The organism is Pseudoalteromonas sp. P1-16-1b, from assembly GCF_001401785.1.
Lineage (GTDB): Bacteria > Pseudomonadota > Gammaproteobacteria > Enterobacterales > Alteromonadaceae > Pseudoalteromonas > Pseudoalteromonas undina.
This window is the reverse complement of the sequence record NZ_LKGQ01000007.1, coordinates 91,515-113,983: the sequence shown is the minus strand read 5'-3', so window position 1 is coordinate 113,983 and position 22,469 is coordinate 91,515. Positions and strand designations below refer to the sequence as shown.

Annotated in this window: 18 protein-coding genes; 8 read left to right on the top strand and 10 right to left on the bottom strand. The window is 40.3% G+C overall.

Going from position 1 to position 22,469, the window contains the following annotated elements; all coding sequences use genetic code 11:
* Nucleotides 1–63: 63 nt before the first annotated feature.
* Nucleotides 64–777 (top strand): hypothetical protein, encoded by a 714-nt coding sequence (locus tag AN392_RS07525; protein WP_055012374.1) that lies wholly within the window; start codon nt 64–66, stop codon nt 775–777.
* Here the strand turns inward: AN392_RS07525 and AN392_RS07520 are convergent.
* Nucleotides 752–2,644: a monovalent cation:proton antiporter-2 (CPA2) family protein gene (locus tag AN392_RS07520; protein WP_055012355.1), complete on the bottom strand. Its 1,893-nt coding sequence runs from the start codon at nt 2,642–2,644 to the stop codon at nt 752–754. The genes AN392_RS07525 and AN392_RS07520 overlap by 26 nt on opposite strands.
* A gap of 307 nt (nt 2,645–2,951) precedes the next feature.
* On the opposite strand from AN392_RS07520, the gene AN392_RS07515 reads away from it, so the two are divergent.
* Nucleotides 2,952–3,476 carry a hypothetical protein gene (locus AN392_RS07515; protein ID WP_055012354.1) on the top strand — a complete coding sequence of 175 codons (525 nt, stop codon included), beginning with the start codon at nt 2,952–2,954 and terminating at the stop codon, nt 3,474–3,476.
* Between the two features lie 38 nt (nt 3,477–3,514).
* On the opposite strand, the gene AN392_RS07510 is transcribed toward AN392_RS07515, so the two are convergent.
* The 7 genes from AN392_RS07510 to AN392_RS07480 all read right to left on the bottom strand — a co-directional run bounded on the left by AN392_RS07510 (nt 3,515) and on the right by AN392_RS07480 (nt 10,561).
* Entirely contained in the window at nt 3,515–4,405 is an 891-nt protein-coding gene (locus AN392_RS07510) for a hypothetical protein (protein WP_054202722.1), read from the bottom strand.
* A 206-nt stretch (nt 4,406–4,611) separates the two neighbouring features.
* Complete coding sequence (locus AN392_RS07505) at nt 4,612–7,146, bottom strand: TonB-dependent siderophore receptor (RefSeq protein ID WP_055012353.1); 2,535 nt, start codon at nt 7,144–7,146, stop codon at nt 4,612–4,614.
* A gap of 275 nt (nt 7,147–7,421) precedes the next feature.
* Nucleotides 7,422–8,267 (bottom strand): DUF4198 domain-containing protein, encoded by an 846-nt coding sequence (locus AN392_RS07500; protein ID WP_054202720.1) that lies wholly within the window; start codon nt 8,265–8,267, stop codon nt 7,422–7,424.
* A 33-nt stretch (nt 8,268–8,300) separates the two neighbouring features.
* Nucleotides 8,301–8,807, bottom strand: coding sequence for a DUF2271 domain-containing protein (locus AN392_RS07495; RefSeq protein ID WP_055012352.1), 507 nt, complete (start codon nt 8,805–8,807; stop codon nt 8,301–8,303).
* Nucleotides 8,807–9,439 carry a PepSY-associated TM helix domain-containing protein gene (locus tag AN392_RS07490; RefSeq protein ID WP_041709754.1) on the bottom strand — a complete coding sequence of 211 codons (633 nt, stop codon included), beginning with the start codon at nt 9,437–9,439 and terminating at the stop codon, nt 8,807–8,809. Before AN392_RS07490 ends, AN392_RS07495 begins: the two co-directional genes overlap by 1 nt.
* Nucleotides 9,440–9,544: 105 nt before the next feature.
* The gene (locus tag AN392_RS07485; RefSeq protein WP_055012373.1) at nt 9,545–9,940 is read right to left on the bottom strand and encodes a YbaN family protein; all 396 of its coding nucleotides are present in this window, start codon (nt 9,938–9,940) and stop codon (nt 9,545–9,547) included.
* Between the two features lie 138 nt (nt 9,941–10,078).
* Nucleotides 10,079–10,561, bottom strand: a complete 483-nt coding sequence (locus AN392_RS07480; RefSeq protein ID WP_008112832.1) for a MarR family winged helix-turn-helix transcriptional regulator — start codon at nt 10,559–10,561, stop codon at nt 10,079–10,081.
* A gap of 415 nt (nt 10,562–10,976) precedes the next feature.
* On the opposite strand from AN392_RS07480, the gene AN392_RS07475 reads away from it, so the two are divergent.
* From AN392_RS07475 to AN392_RS07460, 4 genes are all read left to right on the top strand, one after another.
* Nucleotides 10,977–11,831, top strand: coding sequence for a D-hexose-6-phosphate mutarotase (locus AN392_RS07475; RefSeq protein WP_055012351.1), 855 nt, complete (start codon nt 10,977–10,979; stop codon nt 11,829–11,831).
* 5 nt (nt 11,832–11,836) lie between these two features.
* A complete protein-coding gene (locus AN392_RS07470; protein ID WP_008112838.1) occupies nt 11,837–12,382 on the top strand; it encodes a PH domain-containing protein in 546 nt (181 codons plus the stop codon).
* Between the two features lie 10 nt (nt 12,383–12,392).
* On the top strand, nt 12,393–13,922 hold the full coding sequence (locus AN392_RS07465; RefSeq protein WP_408003204.1) for a PH domain-containing protein: 1,530 nt from the start codon (nt 12,393–12,395) through the stop codon (nt 13,920–13,922).
* Nucleotides 13,923–14,074: 152 nt separating this feature from the next.
* Nucleotides 14,075–16,891 (top strand): PD40 domain-containing protein, encoded by a 2,817-nt coding sequence (locus tag AN392_RS07460; RefSeq protein WP_055012349.1) that lies wholly within the window; start codon nt 14,075–14,077, stop codon nt 16,889–16,891.
* 55 nt (nt 16,892–16,946) lie between these two features.
* Here the strand turns inward: AN392_RS07460 and AN392_RS07455 are convergent, their stop codons facing one another.
* A complete protein-coding gene (locus AN392_RS07455) occupies nt 16,947–18,083 on the bottom strand; it encodes a PepSY domain-containing protein (RefSeq protein ID WP_082424793.1) in 1,137 nt (378 codons plus the stop codon).
* 271 nt (nt 18,084–18,354) lie between these two features.
* Between AN392_RS07455 and AN392_RS07450 the strand changes: the two genes are divergently transcribed.
* Entirely contained in the window at nt 18,355–18,969 is a 615-nt protein-coding gene (locus AN392_RS07450) for a PQ-loop domain-containing transporter (RefSeq protein WP_010392228.1), read from the top strand.
* Between the two features lie 65 nt (nt 18,970–19,034).
* Nucleotides 19,035–19,823: a PhzF family phenazine biosynthesis protein gene (locus tag AN392_RS07445; protein ID WP_055012348.1), complete on the top strand. Its 789-nt coding sequence runs from the start codon at nt 19,035–19,037 to the stop codon at nt 19,821–19,823.
* 52 nt (nt 19,824–19,875) lie between these two features.
* Here AN392_RS07445 and AN392_RS07440 read toward each other — a convergent pair whose 3' ends face one another.
* A complete protein-coding gene (locus AN392_RS07440; RefSeq protein WP_055012347.1) occupies nt 19,876–22,386 on the bottom strand; it encodes a zinc-dependent metalloprotease in 2,511 nt (836 codons plus the stop codon).
* Between the last annotated feature and the right edge of the window lie 83 nt (nt 22,387–22,469).

Here is a 22,469-nt window from a genome sequence, read left to right as displayed (position 1 = left end):
AAATGCCATTATTAAGCGTTATTTTAGAGTCATAAAGTAATGTTTAACCAAGAGACTACCCCAATGAAAAAGCTATTATTTATATTCTCAGCACTGGCCAGCACGAGTGCGCTCGCCCAGCAGTGCGACATTGATGCTGCGCAACTAAAAGCCGACTATAAAATTACCAATCAGCACAAATCGCAGCACAGTACCCAGTCACTTACTCTTTGGCGAAACAATCAGCAGGTGGCGCATCAAAGTGAAACACTAACCGAGCTTTGGCAGCAGCTAAGTAATAACCAGCTTCGTCCTATTCGTTACTTTAATGCCGAACAACGCGGTATTGAGTACCAACCATCGGAGGTACGTGGAGTGCAAAATTGGAGCGCTAAAAGTCAGCTGGTGGATAACCATTTAATTGCAAAAATGACCCTAGTAAGTTCACAAGGTGAGGGTTGTAATGAAGTAAAAAATTACGTGCTTAATGAGGGCGATAACCAATTTAAGCTGGCTTTTTTCTCGCAAGCAAAATTAGTTAAAACTTTTAGTGTGACCAATAAAAAAAGTGATACTCAAACCTTGCTTAGCTTAAATGATGTAAACAGTGATACACCTACAATTAAGGCTCAGTTTGCAAAATGGGATAACTTTCAAACCACCGATTACGCGGATATTGGCGATAACGAAAGCGATCCATTTTTAGCTAAAATGATTAACCTAGGTTTTATAGAGCACGGCGCTACCGGTTTTTATAACCAGCAAGGCGAAGCTATTCAAGGTGGGCATCATCACTAGCATTTTTTGGCTTAACCGTGCTCTCGGTTAAGCCATTTTTATAGTCGTTGGCGTCACAGGTATTTAAGTTTTGCCGTGCTTGTTTATCTTGTTGTAATACTTGCTTTAAATCCTCCATACGCTGACGCACAGCCACACCATAACTGGCATCATCACCCCATAGTTCGGCAAGTTGCAGTACCGCTGCACGGTCGTGATCTCTAAATAATTTACCAGCACGTTCAGCATCTTCTTTGCTATTACCAAGCAATTGCAACGATTCTATGGCTAAGTTTATGGCTGAGTCGACGGTTTCGCGGTTAAACGCATCCACTTTTAAATTAAGTAATTGGTATGCATGGCGGCGATCTATGGCACGCGCTACTATTTTTAATTGTGGATAGTTTTTATGCGCCAGCTTAATAATCTCAATGGTTTTATCAGGGTTATCAATTGCAACAACCAGCATTTGTGCTGTGTGCGCGCCTGCTGCTTCAAGCAGTTCTTGGCGTGCTGCATCACCATAAAATACGGTATTACCAAAGCGGCGCAGCAGTTCTATTTGGCTTGGGCTGTGATCAAGTACGGTAATTTCGTAGCCTTGTGCATGTAATAAACGTCCCATTATTTGCCCAAAACGGCCATATCCGGCAATGATCACATGTTTTGCTGTGCTTATTTGTTCTGGTTTATCAAACTCGGGCTTAGTGCTACTACTTCGTTTTTGTAGCTGCTCGTAAAGCATCAGTAATAAAGGGGCTATTAGCATAGATACCGCAACCACTAAGGTCACTAGGCTGGTTTGCTCTGGAGTTAAAATACTTAATGTGGTGGTCACGCTTAAAAGTACAAACGCAAATTCTCCACCTTGTGCGAGTGCTAGAGTAAACAAGAGTTTTTGCTTTGAGCTGATATTAAATGTGACAGCAAGGGCAAATAAAATGCAGGCTTTAATGACAATTAATAACACCACTAAGGCAATCACGATACTGAACTGGTTAAACAGCAATTCAAAATTAATTGATGCGCCAACCGTGATAAAAAATAACCCCAGTAATAAGCCTTTAAAGGGCTCTATATCGGCTTCTAGCTCGTGTCTAAATTCACTTTCGGCCAATACAACACCGGCTAAAAAAGTACCGAGTGCGGGTGATAAGCCAATACTTTGCATCACTAGCGAAATAGCCACCACTAAAAACAATGCAAAAATTGTGAATATTTCTCGCATGTGGGTTTGCGCGATATATCTAAACAGTGGTGCCGATACATATTTACCGCCAGCAATAATAGCGGCAATAACCGCAACAGAAACCCCTACTTGTTGCCAAATAGGCCAGCTAGCAATGATGGAGTCGTTAACGTCTTTTGAGTTACCTTGTGGTGCAAAAGCGAGTAAGGGGAGTAGCGCTAAAATAGGTATAATCGCAATATCTTGAAATAGTAAAACCGAAAATGCATTTTGCCCAGCTTCTTGCTTTAACCAGCCTTTTTCTTCAAGGCTTTGCAGCACAATAGCCGTTGAAGATAGCGCGAGCATTAAGCCTATAGCCAGTGCGGTTTGCCAATGCATAGCAAAAAACCAATAACAAAAAGCAAAAATAGCTGCTGCACTTAATACTACTTGTAATCCGCCAAGCCCTAAAATTGAGTGACGCAGAGTCCATAAACGCGAAGGTTGCAGTTCAAGGCCGACCAAAAATAGCATCATCACTACGCCAAATTCGGCAAAGTGCATTACATCAGTTTGGTCGCCTACAACTCCTAATGCGTAAGGGCCTATCAAAATGCCGGCAATTAAATAACCCAGCACAGAGCCAAGCCCAAGTCGTTTTGCTATGGGAACTGCAACGATAGCGGCGGCTAAGTAAATTAAAGCAATTTCTAGCATGGGGTGCTCTCTTGAGGTTAGGAGTTATTTATATTTTGATACTACTATAAATTAAGTTTGAGTTAATTGTGAAAGAAACATTATTAACGCATACTAATCCGCAATACTATTTAATCATTTTGAAGGGATAAACCAGATGTTAGTTGCGTTAAAAACTTCTCTTTTAGAACAACTAAATAACAAAATAACAAAGTTTTACCTTGCTATCGACACGATTGCCCTCCCTCAAAATAGCTCACTTAATTAAGCGAATTGGTATTACTTTATTGTGTACCATTAAATTTATATGTTTTTTATAGGAACTAAAATGAGTATTAAGCTGCTTTTAAAAATTATGCTGACCACTGTGTTTGCTGCGGTATTGACACAAACGGTGCAAGCTCAACAGTACAAGGTTGAGTTTGAACCACAGCGAGCTGAGCTTGAACAGCAAATTACTGGTGATGAATTTAATGACTATTTAGTTAGTGCAAAAGCAGGTGAAATTCTGAATGTGACCCTGACTCCTTCAAATTTAAGTAACTACTTTAATATTTTGCCCTTAGACAGTAATGAAGCCGTATTTATTGGCTCAATAGAAGGGCATGAAGCTAAATATCAACTCAGCACAGATGGAGATTATGTTGTGCGAGTTTATTTAATGCGTAATGCAGCGAGACGTGGTGAAACAAGCGATTATAAGTTAACCATTATTAAACATGCAGATGTAGCCGTGCCTGTAAAAACTATGCACCCAAGCTGGGATAGCGATGGCGATGGAATAAATGATTGTGAAAACGATGGCAGCTGTGACCACACTATTGATTATACAAAACCAAAAACGGTCAATTAATTGACCGTTTTATATAATTCGAAAGCAAAATTAGATTATTAGTCTAGCTTTACTGAACCAGAGATATTATCGATGCTAACATCGCCAGAGCCTGCTTCTGTAATAGTTAGCCCTTTAGCGTGATTAACGCGAATATCGCCAGAGCCATCTTCAATAGTTACGCTTGAGTCAATATGTTCAATCAGCATATCTCCAGAGTTATCGTCTACGGTAACTGCGCCATTAATATGCTTGATAGTTATGCCGCCCGAGCCATCTTCAACGTTTAATGCGCCTGTTACATTAGTGACTTGTATTTCGCCAGAGCCATCTTCAATTGCGACATTACCACTGACATTATCAATATCAATGCTACCTGAACCATCATTTAATGCTAAATCGCCGACTACATTTTTTACGTAAATACTGCCCGAGCCATCGTCAATATTTAAGTTTTTAGCACTATTAATATCAATACTGCCAGAGCCATCTTTTACATCAATATTGCTTTGCATCGCGTTAATAACAATATCGCCTGAGCCGTCGTTAATATCTAAATTTAGCTTGTTAGGTACAGTGACCACTAAATCAATACTTGGTGATTGACCGCTGTAAAAGGTAATTCCAGTATTACTTTTGTTTTGTGCAACAAGCTTTGCTTGTGTACCGTTTTGCTCGAGTGTGAGTTCGTATTCATCGTCAATGTCGGCAGTGTATATAGTGGCGTTAACACTAATACTGGTTGCTGTTGATGAGCCTGTTATTTTAAGTGAACCTGCGCCGCTTAGTACGTCTAGGTATTCAAGGTTATTGCTAGGTAATGTAAGTTGTTGTGTTTGTTTTACCGACGCAACGCTAGGCGATATATGAAATACACAACCGCTGAGTAATAAAATACCGCTAATTAGTGAAACGGGCTTAGTGAAGTTGAATAGAGTTGATGCGCTCATGTTTAGTCCTTTGATATTGATTATTTTAGTTAATATACAAAGTATAGAGCAAAAATGAGACCGAAATGTAAGTTATTGTTTTATATGAAATGACAGTGATTGCTAAAAAGATAAAATGCCAAAATATGGTGAAAAAGACTAAATGTTAATAAAAAGGATGCGCGATGCATCCTTTTGTAATTACTCTATTTTTAATTGATGTTTACTTAAAAGCTATAAGTAATGTTACCGTATAAAAAGCGCCCATCTAAACTGTAGGGTGTATAAGGCGTGTATGGAAATATTTGCCCAAAGTTAGAGTAGCCAATGTTATCTACCGTTGCTTGTGGATACTGATCAAACAGATTATTTGCACCGACTGCAAACTTCCACGCATCGTTAGGGCGATAAGCAACTTCTAAATCAGTGATCCATTTGGCATCTAAATATTCATCACCATCGCTGGTAGTTGAAATATCTGCCACTTCCCCATAGCGAGTTGCACGCAAGGTTGTTTGCCATTGGTTAAAGCTCCAAACGGCTGATAGGTTTAGCTTGTTATCGGGTGTGCCTTGCTCAAAACGACCGACTTCACGACGGGCAAATACCACGTAGTCAACACCTAAAGAACTTAGCTCGCTTGGGTTTGCATCAACATGAGTCACTTCGGTGTCATTAATGTTTGCTGCTGCGTTTAAGCGCAGATCACCCAATGTATTTAAATCAAGCGTGTACGTTGCCACAATATCAACACCTTGCGTGCGCGAATCTATGGCGTTAGTAAAGTAACGCACACTTTCGGTATTTAGCTCGCCCGCATTGGCTAGAATTTGCTGCACAGCGTTACCGCTTAAGTTTTCAGAGAGTACGATCCGGTCATCAATATCAATGCGGTACGCATCAACCGTTAAACTAAAGTTACCTTGGGTATAAACAAATCCAGCGGTAACATTAACCGAGTCTTCGGCATCGAGCTGTTTTGCACCTAATGCTTGCGCTGCAGGAGCAGAGCTTGGAAATAGGCCAACTTCAAAAGGCTGGTTATTTTCAAGAATAGTCGATATTTGACGGTACGAGCTTTGTGCAAGTGACGGCGCACGAAACCCAGTACTGGCAGCACCACGTAATGATAGGTTGTCGGTAATACTGTAACGCGTGGCTAATTTTGAAGTAAATGTGTTACCAAAATCGCTGTAATCTTCATAACGACTGGCTAAAACTACATTCCACTTATCAGTTAAATAAGTGTCAAATTCAGCAAATACGGCAACATTATGACGGCTTTCGTTAGTTGCGCTTTGTGGTCCAAAACCAGGAAGCACTTGCGCGCCGCCAGCAGCAATTGGGTTGCCGTTGTCATCAAGTGCAGTAATATAAGAAGCTTCTTCACCTTGCTCTATTTTATAGCTTTCACGGCGATACTCAGCACCAATAGTGAAAAACACATCATCAGGTAGGCCAAAATCAACGGTAGTATTTGCATCAAAGTTAACTAAAAGTTGATCGTAAACCATGGCGCCATTATCAAACTCAGTTTGGCTATTAGTACCTAGCGAAGTATTTAGGCTATTTACAACCCCTAAGCCAAAGTCATTTCGACCATAGTTAGTGCTTACATCCCACACCCAGTCGCCACTATCGCCTTGTAAACCAAGTGCCAGCGAGTAATCTTTTACGTCCGTAGCAATTTGTGGCAAAAAGCCATTGGGGTATAGCTCTAAAACATTGCGGCTGTCTTTTGCACGGCGGTAAAATCCGCCAGAGTTACCTTCACGCTCAGAATAGCTACCAAACGAATAAACATTAAAGCCGTTATCTAAGTCGTATCCCATGTTATAAAACAACGCGTAATCTTCAAGCTCAGCTTTACCAAAACGATGATTATAGCGGTTGATTGTAAATTCGCGTGGGTCTAGGCTGCCATCATCTAGGCGGCTGTATTGTTCGCGCGGATCAAAACCAGAGCGTTGAGTTGAGTCGTTATCACGGTATTCAATCGAGACGTTTAAAAAGCCATTGTCTGCCAGTGAAAAACCAGAATTTGCGCTAATTGTGCGGGTATTACCGTCGTTAACTTGACGATCGTCGCCTAAATTAAAAGCAAGGTTACCGTTCTCATCAGCATAAGTGCTATTTAGTTGTGGTACACCGGCCATTTGGCTGTCGTATTGGCCATAAGTTACGCTAACACTACCGCCTTCGGTTGCATCTTTTAAAACAATATTGATTACACCCGCAATGGCGTCAGAACCATATTGTGCTGCTGCCCCATCACGTAGTACCTCAACACGCTTAATTGCAGAGGTGGGGATCATGTTTAAATCAACCGCGGTAGAGCCGCGACCAACCGTACCGCCTAAGTTTAATAACGCACCAGAGTGGCGACGTTTACCATTAATAAGCACTAGAGTGTGATCAGGTGCAAGGCCTCTTAAAACCGCTGGGCGAGCATGATCGGTACCATCAGACAGTGTGGCACTTGGGTAGTTAAAGCTTGGTACTTGGTTAGCGAGCACTTGGCTGATTTCAAGTTGACCTGTGCTTGCCATATCGTCGCTGCTAATAATATCCACAGGCACGGTACTTTGCGCAATACTTCGTAAGCTGCGGCGCGTGCCTGTTACTGAAATTACTTCGATATTCTCTTCCACTTGGTTAGTTTGCTCAGCCGCATTCGCAACTGAAAAAGAGGCGCTAAGTGCGGTGGTAATAGCCAAGCTAAGTGCTAATTTTTTATTAGCTGATAAATGCTGGAAAGTCATTAAGCGTGCCTTGAAGATTTTGAAAAGTGCGCATCATATAGAAGTGGCTAGTGCACCGCAAAGATCTAAATTGACTATGTTATTCAACTATTTTTATAAAAAGAAGTGATCGGAATAACAGATCGAAATAGGAACAGAAAAGGAGGATAAAATATAGGGTTATGCTTATTTAGGCAGCGAAAATGGCTAATTTGGTTTAAAGCTTTGCTAAAGGGTTTTAATTATAAAGAAGCTACAGGCCAAACTATTAATGTGGCCTGTAGGGAATTAAGAAGTTATTCAGGTGCTACTTCAAGGGTTGTAAATAGTGCATAGCGACCTACGTCTACGCCAGCTTCATTAACTGTTACTTTTTGAGACGTTTCAATTAGGTATAAACCAGGGTGTTGCCAAGTAGTGGCAAAAAAACCGTCTTTATCTGTGGTTACTTTAATCTCACCACGGCTATTACGGTAACGTGTATCACCTTTTAAAATACTTATTTCAATCCCTTCGCCAACCGGCTTGCCATCGCTTAGTAGTTGAAAGCGTGCTTGTTCACCAACAAATAAGTCGTTTGGATGGGTTGGGCCGCTTAGCTCTAAGCCTTGACCTAATAGTGCCGGTTTAGACGTGCCATTATGGCTAACAAAGGTATCAACAGTAGAGATGGTTTTAATTGTGGTGATATCGCTGGCATCTTTAGGTAAGTTGGCATCAGCTTTTTTGGCGAATACGCGGCTTCGCTCATCTGCTGCATTTTTGTAGAAGGTCATGTACATAGGTTTTTGCGTCATCGCAATATGATAAGTGCCTTGTTGCTGAAGTTTTACTGCTGCAGAGCTTTTGCGCTTTAGGTAATAGGCACGAATGGTATCGGTAACTTGCTCGCCATTTGGGGCAAGTGCCATAAGCAGAGTATCGTCGTACTCTGCGCCTTTTGTGCTTGGACGAAATGCTTTATCAGGTGCAAAAATTTCGTTAGAAATACTTGCGTCAATCATAACGTAATGCGCTTTATCGCCAGAAAGCGAAGTGTGCGAAGGTAGTAACCAACGGGCATGTGCGCTTGCCGCTGTTGATACAAGCGCCGATAAACTCAGTGCGCCTATTAATGCAATTTTTGATAAATTAACGTTCATTATTTTTCCTTTAAATTTGAATGATAAGTAGGGCTACCTAGCGTTTACAGTGACAAAGCTGGTCGCAAATTCGTTTTTACCTTCAATAGTTATTTTCTCTGATTGGGTTAAGTCAAGCTCAATGCGGCTGTAATCACGGCCACCTTCTTCGCGCACAACTTCAATATTAAGTAGGTATTTACCGGGCGTTACAGGGTTACCGTTTAGATCGTTGCCATCCCAACTAATTGTATATGTGCCGGCACGCTTGGTTGCGCCGCTGACACCATCAAACTGAGCATTACCTTTACCGGCTTTGCGCCACCATTGGCGTAGATCTTTAAACCATTCTGCTTTTTGAACCCATAGTGCAAGCGTTGTTACGTGTTTGCGCTCTGGTGTTTCCAGCCATACAGCAACATAAGGTCGGTGGTAAGGTTGCACGTTTAAATCGGCGAGGGTTAATTCAACTTCTAACCTTGGCGATTGTGCATGAGCATTAATTTGAAATAGCGCGGCAACTAACAGCGTGATGCTTAGCCATGGTTTAATTTTAAACATTAAGACACTCCTTTTATTTGTGGTACCCAACAAAGGTAAATAACGATAGGTGTTGCTACACCTAATGCGGTTATCCATATTCCTGCTAAGCGTTTTTTTCTATTTTGAAATAAAATAATCATGCCGGTGATGGCAAATAGGATCATCAACACTGCTGATATATCAATAACCCAGCTCCATACTTCACCGCTGTAACGACCTTTATGTAGGTCGCCAATTACACTTAAAAACCCCCCAGTTTGATAATCGAGTAACAATTCGCCACTAATAAAATCAAATTCTGCGTAGGCGTAGCCTGCTGGTAATGGATAGTCGAGCATGACCAGTGAATCTTGCTTTTCCCATTCAATGCTTTTTACTTTATTCAGCCCATATTGCTTGGCTAGGTAAGCTTCTATTTGAGGATAAATAGTAGGTAGAGTGTTTAATTCTGTTTGTGCTTTTACAAGTAGTTCAGCTGGAATTGCTGCGGTAATTTGGCCGTTGTTTTTATCGTTTTTTAACCAGTCAACATGATTTAGCACTATGCCGCTTACACAAAATAGAATAAGTAAAAAAAACAAAGCGGTAGAAATATAGATATGTAAAGCACGACTCGTACTATATAAAGCGCGTTTATTAACAAAGGGCATAAAAGGTGCAGATTTAATTAATTTGTACGGATGATAATGATTTGCATTAGCTGTTACAAATTTATTTACCAAACTTTACACTTTATTTTACTTATATCGAATGTATTAGTTTTTAGGTGGAGTTGAGGGCTTAGAAATTAAGTAAGTCAAAACCAGCACTTCTACAACAGCAACTAGGACAATAACCCAAGAAGGAGGGCTGCTGTATAATAAAAATATAAAGCCTATTAGCATACCTATGCTCGCAGCATATTTTGCCTTTACAGGAACTACTTGATGAGCGCGCCAATGTTGTAATGTTGTGCCAAAGCGAGGATGGTTTAATAGCCAAGATTCAAGCGCGCTAGATGAGCGAGCAAAACAGGCTAAGGCTAAAATTAAAAACGGCGTGGTTGGCATAACGGGTAGGACAACACCAATAATGCCGAGTAATACACACAGCAACCCCAGCAATTTAAAGCCGATATTTTTATAATAAATAAAAACGTTTTGTATTTTCACGCTAGCTCTATTTAATAAGTTAAACGGTAAAAGGTAAGCCAATTACAGGATAAAATGAAGCTTAAATGGCTTAGTTACAAGTTATCAACTAAGTCATTTAAGGCGAGCAAAGGGATTTTATTGTTTTTATACTGCGTTTTATTCTTTAGGAGTTTGAAACAGTGCGCCTACTTCTAAAAGTGGGGAGGCGTCTAGCTTATCTGCATCCATCATTGCGGCAATGCGCTGCATAGATGAAAGTAGTAAACTCTGTTCCCATTCAGCAAGAGCTGAAAATTTTTCGATAAAATGCTCTTGTAATGGCTGAGGTGCTTTTTCGAGTAGTTCCTTACCTTGTTCGGTAAGGTATAAGCTGACTCGGCGCTTATCCATTTGACTGCGAACACGTGTTACTAAGTTTTTGCTCTCTATTCGGTCAAGAATATTAGTAACCGTTGCGGGGCTTAAGTTAACGTTTTGCGCAATACGACTGGCGGTAATACCATCAGTTTGAGACACTTCCTGCATAATAAGCAGTTGTGGCCCTGTTAAACCTGCTGTTTTATTCAGTTGCTTTGAATGTAAGTCAATCGCACGGATCACCTTACGTAAAGAAACTAGTAATTCGTCATATTTTTGCATTTGCTTGTCTCATGGAAGGCGAATCATTTGCCGTAATCATGAAATGTTACACATCAAATAAATTGAATTCAAATGATATATGTTATTTCAGCCCGCTGTTATTAGTTTTTATTGGTTTTTATTAATTTGAGCAGTAATTAAAATAGTATTTATTATCTTTAATTTATTAAACGTTCATAACATTCTGTTTGCTAAGGTTGCGCACCTTACGTAGGTTAAAAGCGATACGCAAGCCACAGATGTAAAACTTTAGTCGTAATTTAGCCATTGATGTGGCATAAAAGTATAGTAACTAACTCAATTTAAATAACTATTCTATGTAGCTTATGCTTTAAGCATGCATTATTGTTTGTGTACAAGTAACCTGTACTCAGGTTAAGTATTAGAAATTAGTCTCAGTGTTAAAGGAAATAAAATGCAATTATCACCCTCAGTATGTATTGAGCGTACACATAGCGGTTTAGAATTTATTAGTATTAATAGTCGCCAATGTGAGGCGAAAATATTTTTACAAGGTGGGCAAATAACTGAGTTTACACCCAAAGGTAAATTGCCATTATTGTGGGTGTCTGGGGATGAAACCTTTAGCGAGGGGAAAAGTATTCGTGGTGGCATTCCTATTTGCTGGCCTTGGTTTGGGCAACATGAAAATTCGGACTTCCCCGCGCATGGCTTTGCTCGCACACACGTATGGCAAGCTGATGAAGTGCATGAAACCGACAGCGAGGTTACTGTGAGCCTTAAATTACCAATGAAGCAGGTAGATTCTACTTTTTGGCCGCATCAGTCGTCATTACGGGTTGAGTTTATCTTATCAGAGCAATTAGAGGTGCGTTTAACCACCTGTAATTTAGGCAACGTACCATTTAGTTATACACAAGCATTGCATACTTACTTTCCAACAGAAGATATTAATAATACCCGAGTGGCAGGGCTGCAAGGGGCGCAATATATAGAATTTGGTCAAGGGCCTCATCAGCAAAATGACGTGGTCGACTTTTCCCGTGAAACCGATATGGTTTATACCCAAGCCGCCGCAGTTCAAACAATTGATACTCCTCAAGGGATGATCAGTGTTAGCAGAGAAAACTCGCAGTCGTGCGTACTATGGAATCCATGGATTGAAAAATCAAAGCGGCTATCAAATTTTGCCGATGATGATTATAAAAGCATGTTATGCCTAGAAGCTGCGAATGTGCTTGAAGATGCGGTTACGCTTGAGCCTAAACAAAGTCATACCTTAGTGACAACAATAAAGTGGCTTGGCTAAGTCCAATGGAGCAAAGTGTGTTTACTAATCAACAAATAACCGATCTACCGCAACATAAAAGCATAGTGTTTGAGCCGCTTGCCGATAAAGCGTTATTGCATGCACAATTGAATTGGTTGTTATTTTTCATTCCTTTTTGCTTAGTGCTAGCGGTTGTTTGTTATTTTAATACAGATTTTGCTGCCATGGCGCAAGGTTACTTATTGGTTGCTGTTCCGCTATTAATTTTACTTTGTATGCTATACAGCGTGTTCAGTATTAAATTACAAGGCAGTGCATTGCGTACCCACGATATAGCATTTAAAAAGGGTATTATTTGGCAGCAGGTAACTATTTTACCGTTAGCACGAGTGCAGCATATTGAAATACATCGTGGGCCAATAGAGCGAAAACTGGGTTTAGCCAGTTTAAGGCTTTACAGCGCAGGGGGGATGAGTGCTGATTTACAAATTAGCGGTCTGACCCACGAAAAGTGCAAAAATATCCGTCAGTTTGTACAAAGCTATCGCCACGATGAAACCACGAGTGAGGTTGCTGCCAGTGAGTGTTGATGCTACGCAAATGACGCCACCTTCACTTAATTGGCAAAAAGTGTCGCCCTGGGCATTGGCTTATTTTGTGATGCATTTTAGTGTTCGCTTTGTCAAAGACGGCTTATTTAATTTACTGCCTGTGTTAGTGGTATTTGTTACCCAGGTAGAAAATAAACTATTTTGGGGGCAAGTTGCGCTCGCGATTGCTTTGACTTCATTGCTTGCTTATTGTTTTTTGTATTACCGTAGTTTTCGTTTTTGTATTACTGACGAGCATGAAATTTTACTAAATAAAGGCGTATTTAAAAAAGAGCGACTCACCTTAAAGTTTTCTAGGGTGCAAAATGTAAACATAGCTGAGCCCTTTTATTTTACTCCAGTAGGTTTAGTTAATTGCATTTTTGATGCTGCCGGCAGTGTTGCCCAAGAAGCGGTATTGCCGGGAGTAACCAGCGGTTATGCCCAGCAAATGCGCAAACAAGTATTTGACTACAAAGCACAGCAGCAACCACCAGCAGAAGTAGCTGACACAGCGCAGTCTCATATTGAAGAGCAGGACGAAAATAGTTTATTCATTTCAAATAAAGAAATAGCTAAGTTTGGTTTAATGTCGAACATGGCCATTTTAGCGCTTGCCGCTATTGCCCCTTTTATGAATGTGGCAATCGATTTTTTAGAGCAGCAGTTTATAACAAAAATAGAGGGTTTTTATCAGCAAGAGCTGGGTATGATGGCTAATGCAGCGGTATTTGCAGTAATTACTTTGATTTTTGTATTGGTATTTATAGCGGTGTTTTTATCGGTGACTATGTCGCTCATTCGGTTCTATAATTATCAGCTTTATTTTAAAAATAAAAAATTTAAACGTATTGCAGGGCTGTTAGAACGCCATCAACTATCAATTAGTTTAGATAAAGTGCAATCTATAGTTATTAAGCAAAACCTAATTGCTAGGCTATTGAAACGTTTTACTGTTGAGTGTTTGCAAGCCAGCAGTGGTGGCGCTGCAAGTATGGCGAAAAAGAATAAACAAACCTTAGTGTTACCTGTGCTCACGCAGGAGCAAGTTGATAATGTGTGTCAGTGGATTTACCCATGGTTTGACAGTAAAAAGCTGGCATTCAAGGCGGTAGAAAGGGCATTGTTATATAAAAATATGGTGTTTTATGCCTTGCTACCGAGTGTTGCTTCTGGGTTTTTAATTAGCTTTATGCAACTTAATGTATTAATTCCGTTAGCGTTATTTTTGTTATTAGCCGCGTTAGTGTTTTTATCTTATAAACGTTATGGGTATTACCTTCATCAACAAGATGGGCGTTTTTATATGGTGGTGCGCAAAGGTATGATTGGCGTGCATTACCGAGTATTTGAGCTGTACAAAGCACAAAGCGCTCGCAGTGTGAGCACCTTTTTTATGCGTCGTTCTGGCTTAAAAAGCCTGTATATACAACTTGCTGCAGGCGGTGCGTATGTCCCATATTTAAAACAGCAAGATGCTGACTTCATTATAGATTTTACACTGATGCAGGCTGAGTCAGACCCTCGTAGTTGGATGTAACTTCTCTTGTTGAAAACAACTAAAGTTCAGGTTAAATAATAAAGCAGGTGTAAATACACATTTGCACATGCTTTATTACACTTTTTTACTGCCCGTTTTTCCCTTTTAATAATACTCTAAGCATTATTAAAAGCACTATTTAAGGGATTATTGTGAAAAAGTCACTCATTGCATCAGCCTTATTACTGGCTGCACCAAGCTTCGCAGCCAATTGGCAAACCATTCATACTGAGCATTTTAATGTTCACTTTAGTAGTGAGCATACTGATTTTGCTAAATCGACTGCTGTGGAGCTGGAGATTGTCCGTACTAAAGTGCTTGAGCAGCAAAATCGTGCGCTTGATAAAATTGTCGATGTGGTGGTATTTGATCCTTTAAATGCAGCTAATGGCTTTGCCTTGCCAACCTCTAATAATCCCGTTATGGCGCTTTTTACTACGCCACCACAATCGGACACAGTAATCTCAAACTCATCGGGCTGGCAGCAATTACTAGTGCTGCACGAGTACATTCACTTAGTTCATTTAGCGCAGCCGACTCGCAGCGAGTGGCAACAAAAAATTAGAGGGGTATGGGATCTTTACGATTTAACCTATGGAGACACACCACGCTGGGTAGCTGAAGGATACGCCACTTTAATTGAGTCTAAAATGACGGGTCGAGGGCGACTCTTTGATAACTATTCTGAGGCAATACTCAGGGAGTTTGCTCAGCAAGGAGCGCTTCCGACCTATGGGCAACTAAATAGTGATGAAGGCTTTATGGCGGGCTCCATGGCGTATTTAATGGGAAGTCGTTTTTTATACTGGCTAGAGCAAAATTACTCAGAGCAGCTGGTCGATAATGTATGGGTTCGTATGCGGGCGGTTAAGTCTCGAGATTTTGACGACGCATTTTCTGGTGTATTCGGGCAAAGCGCTGCCAAGCTATATCGTCGATTTATTGCTGAGTTCACTTACAAAGCAATGCAACAAGAGCAAACCGAGTCACCACTTAATAGCAAGCTTTGGTTAAAGCTTGATTTATACGCTAGCAACCCCGCTCTTTCTGGTGATGGCAGCAAAATTGCCATAGTGGAGCGTGATAAAAAAAGTAATACCAAGCTCATAATTTATAGCACTGAAGACAACACTAAAGCGCAACAGCAATTTACTAAAGCACAAAAGCAATTACTTGAAGATGATGCTAAGGATATTCCTGATACTGCGCCAAGTGTATTTAAGCGCGAACAAAAACAAATATTAAATCAAATAAATCGCGCAGGTATTGCCAATCCGCAGTGGGTAGGCAATAACACTCTTTATTTTAATGCCTACAGTATTGAGGAGTCGGGGACTTATAACAAAGTGTCTGACATTTTTAGCTATAACATAGATACTGGCAACGTCGAACAACTCACTGAACTGGCTGGTATTCGTCGTTTTAGTGTTACCCGCGATGGTGAAACACTTTACGGTGAGCAAATAAGAGCTGGGTATTCTGAATTAGTAAAAGTCGACCTTAATACACAAACAATCACGCCACTTTTTACCAAGAGCTTAAAAACGACGTATGATTACCCGACCCTAAGCCCCGATGAAATAAAATTAGCTTATTTATCAGCGTCATTAAACGAAAACTGGCAGTTGTATATACAAGAGTTGGCCGGTGATACTAGGCAGTCAGTCCCAATGCCTAATGGGTATCAATATTTAAGCCAGCCGAGTTTTAGTCAAAATGGGGAGTCTATCTATTTTGTTGCTGGCTTAAATAATAAGACTGATATTTATAATTACCATATAAAAAATAACACCCTCACCCGCTTAACTAACGGGCAAGAAGCGCTCGCATATCCGATTGAAACAGAAGATGGCTCACTACTTTATTTTTCCACTAATGCCGATGGCCCTGATGTAAAAACGCTAACAATAGCAAAAAATCGCGCAGCCGTGACGGATCTCGCTGTAACCAGTGAAGCTCCATTGTTGATGGTAAATAAGCATACCTTGCCACCGGCAAAAATATATACCGATGAGATAGTAGAACAAAGCGATTACGCAGTACTTGATCAGCAAGCGACGTTTGCCTTGGGATCACAGTATTATTCAGCGTCAACCAGTTTGCTAAGCGTAGGTATAAAAAGTAGCGACCTATTAAAGCAACTTGATTTACAAGCGGGTTATAACATTAATTTGCATGACGGTGCATTACATGGAGGGTTTGTACAAGCAAAATACAATGCGCTGAATACAAAGTTTAAGCTTGCGCTATTTGATTATAATTTGGATACATCACATCAATATCAACCTAGCTTAAACGTCGATATTGACGCCCGAGGTGGCTTTGCTGCAATAAGCCACCCATTGAAATTTGGTCAATTACAGTTAACCCCAGAACTTGCTTATAACTATACAGATTATAAAAATGGTCATAAAAATTGGACACGGTTGAGTATTAGTCAGCAATGGCAACACGACCGCCAAGCATTTGCCATAGGGCAGAGTATTTATGCCAGTATTTATGATGGGCGGAATCACAGTCGTCATTGGCAAGGTTATGACTTGGCAACAAAAGTATTTGGCAAAGCATTTAATATTCCCATGTTTGTGAGCTTTGAACAAAAACAGCGAGACGATAGTGATTTAGCTTTAGGTGGGTTTAGCTCTAACCTGATTAATCAGCAACAAAGTAGCGAGTTTGTGCTTGCTGCTGAACTGCCATATCACAGTGCAACTGCAGAGCGTTACCAAGGTTATGGTGGTGGCATCAGCTTTAAAGAAGGCATGCCCTGGCTTTACTATAAGCAACATCAATTAGACAACAGCGTTTATGCACAAAGTTATGGCTTAAAATATCAAGGTGATTTTAGCTTCGGAATGGGGCCTGCAGGCGTAAACGATTTAACCTTCAATGCTGGGTTGTCGCGTGTTGAAGGCGACAGCTTTGAAGATGAAATGCGCGCGTGGTTAAGCTTTTACTATTCATTATAAAAGCCTATTTAGCTAAGTTACTACCTAAAGCTAGTAACTTAGCTGAGTACTAATATTATAAAACGTTAGCGCTTTTTCGCTGCAGGACACGATTTCTTTGTGAATGCTTTTTACGTTTACGGCGGGTAAGCCACAAATAAAAACCCGTACCAGCGAGCCAAACAGGGCTAAGGCCAACAATACACCATAGTATTTTACTGATAAGCCCAGCAAAATAACCAAAGTGTAGTTTTCTAAAACTGTCTATTACTTGCCAACCAGCACCAGCCTCTCGAATATCCCAGTTAGCCATGTGTTCACCTGTTTGCTTATTGTAAGTTATGGTATTGGCGTATTCACTGGTAAGTGGATTACGGGTATTTACTTCGCCATAAAGAGTAATATTTTCATCGGGCTCTCGTGGAAAAACTAAAAAAGTTGTATTAAAAGTGGGTATTTGCAGCTTGCTATCATTAAGAATCCGCTCAAAAGAGATGTCGTCACTATATAATTTATTTGTAATAGTGTAGTGCTCTTCTTCTGCGTGTTCTATTACTTCGTGATACCACACTGCACCATTAAAATAACCACCGGTAATCGCTAAAACGATAAGGATAGGTGAGCCTAATACTCCAGTCATTTTATGAATGTCGCTAAGTACTATTTGTAAAGTTGCGCGCCAGCGTACGCTAAATAGTCGCTGCCAAAATTTACGGTAAATAATTAAGCCTGTAATGCCCAGAGTTAATAAAAATAAAGCAAAAAAGAACCCTAATACGGTACCTGTTTGCCCAGGTAAGCTTTTTAAGTCGTTAAGTAAAAAGGTGTAATGGAGTTCTAGAAACCAGTCGGTAAAATAATGAGTTGTGCTTACTGGTTCTGATAAAACCTCTCCGGTGTATTGGTCTAAATGCAACTTATACCAATCGTCAGTGCCACGCTTAACCAAATAAAGCCGGTCGGCGGTGGTGTTATTAAAAAGCTCCCAGCTTCCTACTACATACTCAGGAAAGGCTGCTTCGGCTTTATCTATTAATGAGTCCATAGGTAAGCGAGCAGCTTGCTGCTGTACCACAAAGTGTTTGTCAGGCATCAGTAAGCCATCAATTTCACTTTTAAACACTAAAACACTGCCGGTAATGCTAATAACAATTAACGGAATAATGGCAATTAGCGCCAACCAACTATGAACTTTAAACAGTGTTTTTCTCATTACTTAAGCTTGCATGTTAATTTTTAGATATGCGCATGATAACAGTTATCATTTGTGTTGCAATTATAAAATAGTGAGACTGTGAAGTTATAGCAACGGTTTTTGTATACTCAAGTTGCCACAGGAGGAAACTAAAGTAGGTGTGAAGCTTGTATAAAACCTAGCCAGCTCTACAATGCGCGCACAAAAATAAAGCCTTTAAAAACAAATGTTTAAAAAATGTTTTATTTCTTCCTTTTTATTAACAACAATGTAACGAGCGAGGTTTGCTTTGGCGTATTATTTGCCTATTTTATCAGTGTTTATTTTGGTTTTTAGTTTTTTACCGTTACTTAATAAAATTATTAAAAACCGCAGTGTATCGGGTGTATCACTGCTAATGATGACATTTGGTTTAGCGCAAAGTGTGTACTTTATTAGCTACAATCTTTATTTTGCTCGTTTTTATATTGCCTTGCCGTTTTTTGCGACAGGTTTATTAAGTGGTTTAATTTTATACTTTTTTGCACGTTATAATGCTGCTAAACGTCAGAAGCTGCAGTTACTTGGCATGCTTAGCTTTTCGTTATTACCTTTTTTGTTGCTGTTAAACCCTAACCTAGATACTGCCACTGTGCTAAATGGCTTAACTTATGTGGGCTTAATTATGAGTTCAGTACGGGTTATGCCACAAACCTATAAAACACTGCGAACAGGGAATATTAGTAACCTTAGTGCGCGCTATTTTAGTTTGCAATTTATAGCAGGTATCTGTGGTTTGTTTGCAGAGCTAGCCATGCCAGTGCAAAGTACTTCGCATATATTAATGTTTATTATGATATTGCTAACTAATGCGCTGCAATTTGCGTGTATGCAGTATTATCGCGTACGTCCTGTGTTGGCATAAAATTATAGTGACCGTTAATTTCATTTGTGGCACTTTGAGTGACCAATAAATAAAAAGTGCCCACTATGAAATTAACTATACATCAAATCGATGCGTTCAGCAGTGAACTGTTTAAAGGTAATTATGCTGCCGTGATCCCACTAGAGTCTTGGCTTAGTGATGATCTTATGCTGAATATCGCTTCGGAAAACAACGTGTCTGAAACCGCTTTTACTTGTCAGTCGGCAGATGGAAGCTTTGCGATACGTTGGTTTTCGCCATTAATGGAGATTGATTTTTGCGGCCATGCTACTTTAGCAGCGGCCTATGTGCTTTGTGAGCAACATAGTATATCGCAGGTGCGCTTTAGCGCAGAGGCGGTGGGCAAACTGATTGTTAATAAAAATAACGATGGCAGCTTTGCTATGACCTTTCCTAAACAAGCCCCTGAAGAGGTTCAGCTTATCCCTGATGCTTTATTAGCTGGCCTGTCTATACAACCTATTAAAGTGCTGAAAAACCGCCAAGCTTATTTTGCTATTTATGATAATGAGCAGCAGGTTGTAGATCTGAAAACAACCAATGAACAACTAAAAAAATTAGCCCCATTAGATGTGGTTGCAACAGCACCGAGTGTTGAGTATGACTTTATTTCTCGTTATTTTTGGCCTGCCAGTGGTGGTGATGAAGATTTTGTGACCGGCTCAATTCATACCGGGCTTGTCCCTTATTGGGCAGAACAATTTGGCAAAAACTCTTTAAGTGCTTATCAGGCCTCACAACGAGGCGGGAAGCTTTACTGTGAAGTGGGTGATACAACAGTAACATTGACGGGTCATGCCGTAAGGTACCTAAAAGGTACTATTTACCTTTGAATTAGTGTAAAAAAGGCCACGTAAAACGTGGCCTTGGTTTGCTCAGTGTTATTTACGCTTCTAGCGCTTTGCTAATTAAGCGATCGATATACTTTTTATGTGCTTTGGTTGCGGTGTCTGCACCCCATGCAACATCTTGATCGGCTATTTGAGTTAGCTGATATAGCGCAGCTGTTTTTGCTAAGTTATCGTATTTACTTGCTTTTTTTAAGCCTGCAATTGCAATAAGCTGATTTACGTATTCAATCTGTAAATTATGACTGATCGAATTAGCATTTTTACTATCAACAAAAATACTTGCAGTTAAATCCCCCATAAATTGCGTAAGGCTGTATTCATTACCATATAAAGCGGTATCTGAAATACGCAGTAACACAGCAGGATGCAGTAGTTGCGCTAATACACCTTTTTGCATGCCTAAAATCATTTTATGCGGTTTAGGGTCTTCGTTTTTACCGTAATGATTAAACCCACGACGCTGTTGCTGCATAAAGTTATACAAAGGCTGCATACTTTGCAGTACATTTGGAGCAAACACATACTCAGCTAAAATAGCCATTGCTTGAGTTTGACGCTCAAGTGGCACCGGTGTAAAAGGCTTTGCTGCATTTTCATCGCCCACTACGGCACGCTCTACATACACCCCTCCAATTTGACGAGATACCACACCTGCCTGCGCACGGTATTGGCCAAATAGGCTGTTAGCAGAAGTAACAAGCTGTTGGTAAGACTCGCCTTTTACTGTAGCTTTTTCTTTAAGTTCAGAAAATAGTGTATTGATCAGTGCCATTCTATCTGCACCATAAGCTGCAGGGTTAGACGATAAATCGCCAATCATCACGCGAGGGTCTATGTGGCGACCTGGTGCACGCATATCGTCGGCATCGTTACCAAAGGCCAGTGCATGTTCGCTTGAGCGAGCGAGTATTTTATCAAGACGAGCTTGTTCTGCTGCTTCATCTTTAAGTGCTGCGCTGTAGCCGTAGTTTATTGCCCAATCATCGTATGGACCGGGTTTAGTTTGGAAGATATCGCCTTGAGTTACACCCGTTGGCGCTATATTTGCTGGCGCATAGTCCATTACTGAGCCGGTCACTATACCTTGAGTTTTACTTTTGTCGTGAACTTCTTTCTCATCCCACAAAATAGAAGATTTCATGTTGTGATTAAGACCTAAAGTATGCCCTACTTCATGTAAAACCAACTGAGTTAAGCCTTGGCGTAACATTTCAGTATCTTCAATATTAGCACCATTTGCTAAGCCTTTTGCAAGTATTAGGTTTTGTTGTAACTCATGACCTAAAGAACAATTAAGCTCAGTGCTGCTTCCTGGTTGTGTATGGCTCATAGTGCCTTGAGTATAAAGCGTATCGTATATCCAGCGGTTTTTCATAAATACAAACTCAAGCATAATGTCTGAGCCTAAAATTTCACCGGTTAGCGGGTTAGCTAATGCTGGTCCATATCCACCAAAAGGTGGCTTAGGCGATGAAGTCCAACGCAGTACATTATAGTTAATATCGCCGGCATCCCAATCGGCATCATCAGGTTGTACTTTTACTTCTATTGCATTTTTAAAGCCTGCCTTTTCAAATGAGCTATTCCACGCAAGTACGGCGTCACGAACTGTATCTCGCCACTCAACAGGCGTAGTATTTTCTATCCACCAGGTAATCGGCTTTACTGGCTCTGAAAGTGCTGCGTTTGGATCTTTCTTTTGTAGGTCCCAGCGCTTTATTACATCTTGGTATGGTGCCCAGTCAGTTGATGTCATTTTATCAAACTGATTAGTGAAATAACCAATGCGCGCATCATCAAAACGAGGTTGGTAGCTATTATCAGGTAAAGCTACAAATGAGTGCTGAACTTTTACTGACACGCTTCGTGGATCGCTTATCGCACCTGAGCCTCGAACGGTTGGGCTACTATTAGTAAATACATAGTCAACTACCACATCTAGGTTGTCAGGGTAAGGACGCTGTTTGATGATACGTGATTTTTTATCATCTAATTTACCTACTTTAAAACGCTTTTTAGCATTTTTATCGTTCGGATTAGGCGTTGGTGATACTTTATGCAGTGCTTCACTTAAAAATAGCTTGTTAACATTAAAGGCTATTTTACCTTCTTCTTGCTTTTCTATTTTTATACTTGCAAGTACCGCTTCGCTAATGTTTGCCTCGCTGGCTTTAGCTAGCGCGCTATTTTCGTTAAATAAGTAACGCGGGGTTTTACTAACAATATCGATACGATCAAAGTACTTTCTAAATTCAATTAACTTTGTTTCACGGTACGCGCCACGAAAATGACCCGCATCAGTCGCACCATCAATGGTATGTGCAAAATAAACAAAAGGGGTATCGAGCTGTGACTCGTTAATTACCATTAGGTGGTCACCGGTTTTTTCATCTTGGTAAAGATTAAAAATGCCAGCAAATTCGGTTTGGCCTTTAATCATTTCACTTAATGTTTGTGGCTTTTTTTCTTCTTTTTTTTCTGCAGCAACAGTATAGCTACTGCCAAGCGCTATACTAAGCGCCAAGGTAAGTGTAGTTAATTTCATAATTTGTCTTTTGTCGTTGTTAATGTAATTTTACTGTACGGTTTGTCATGCCGTTTCATACAGTATCGTTCCTAAATACTACC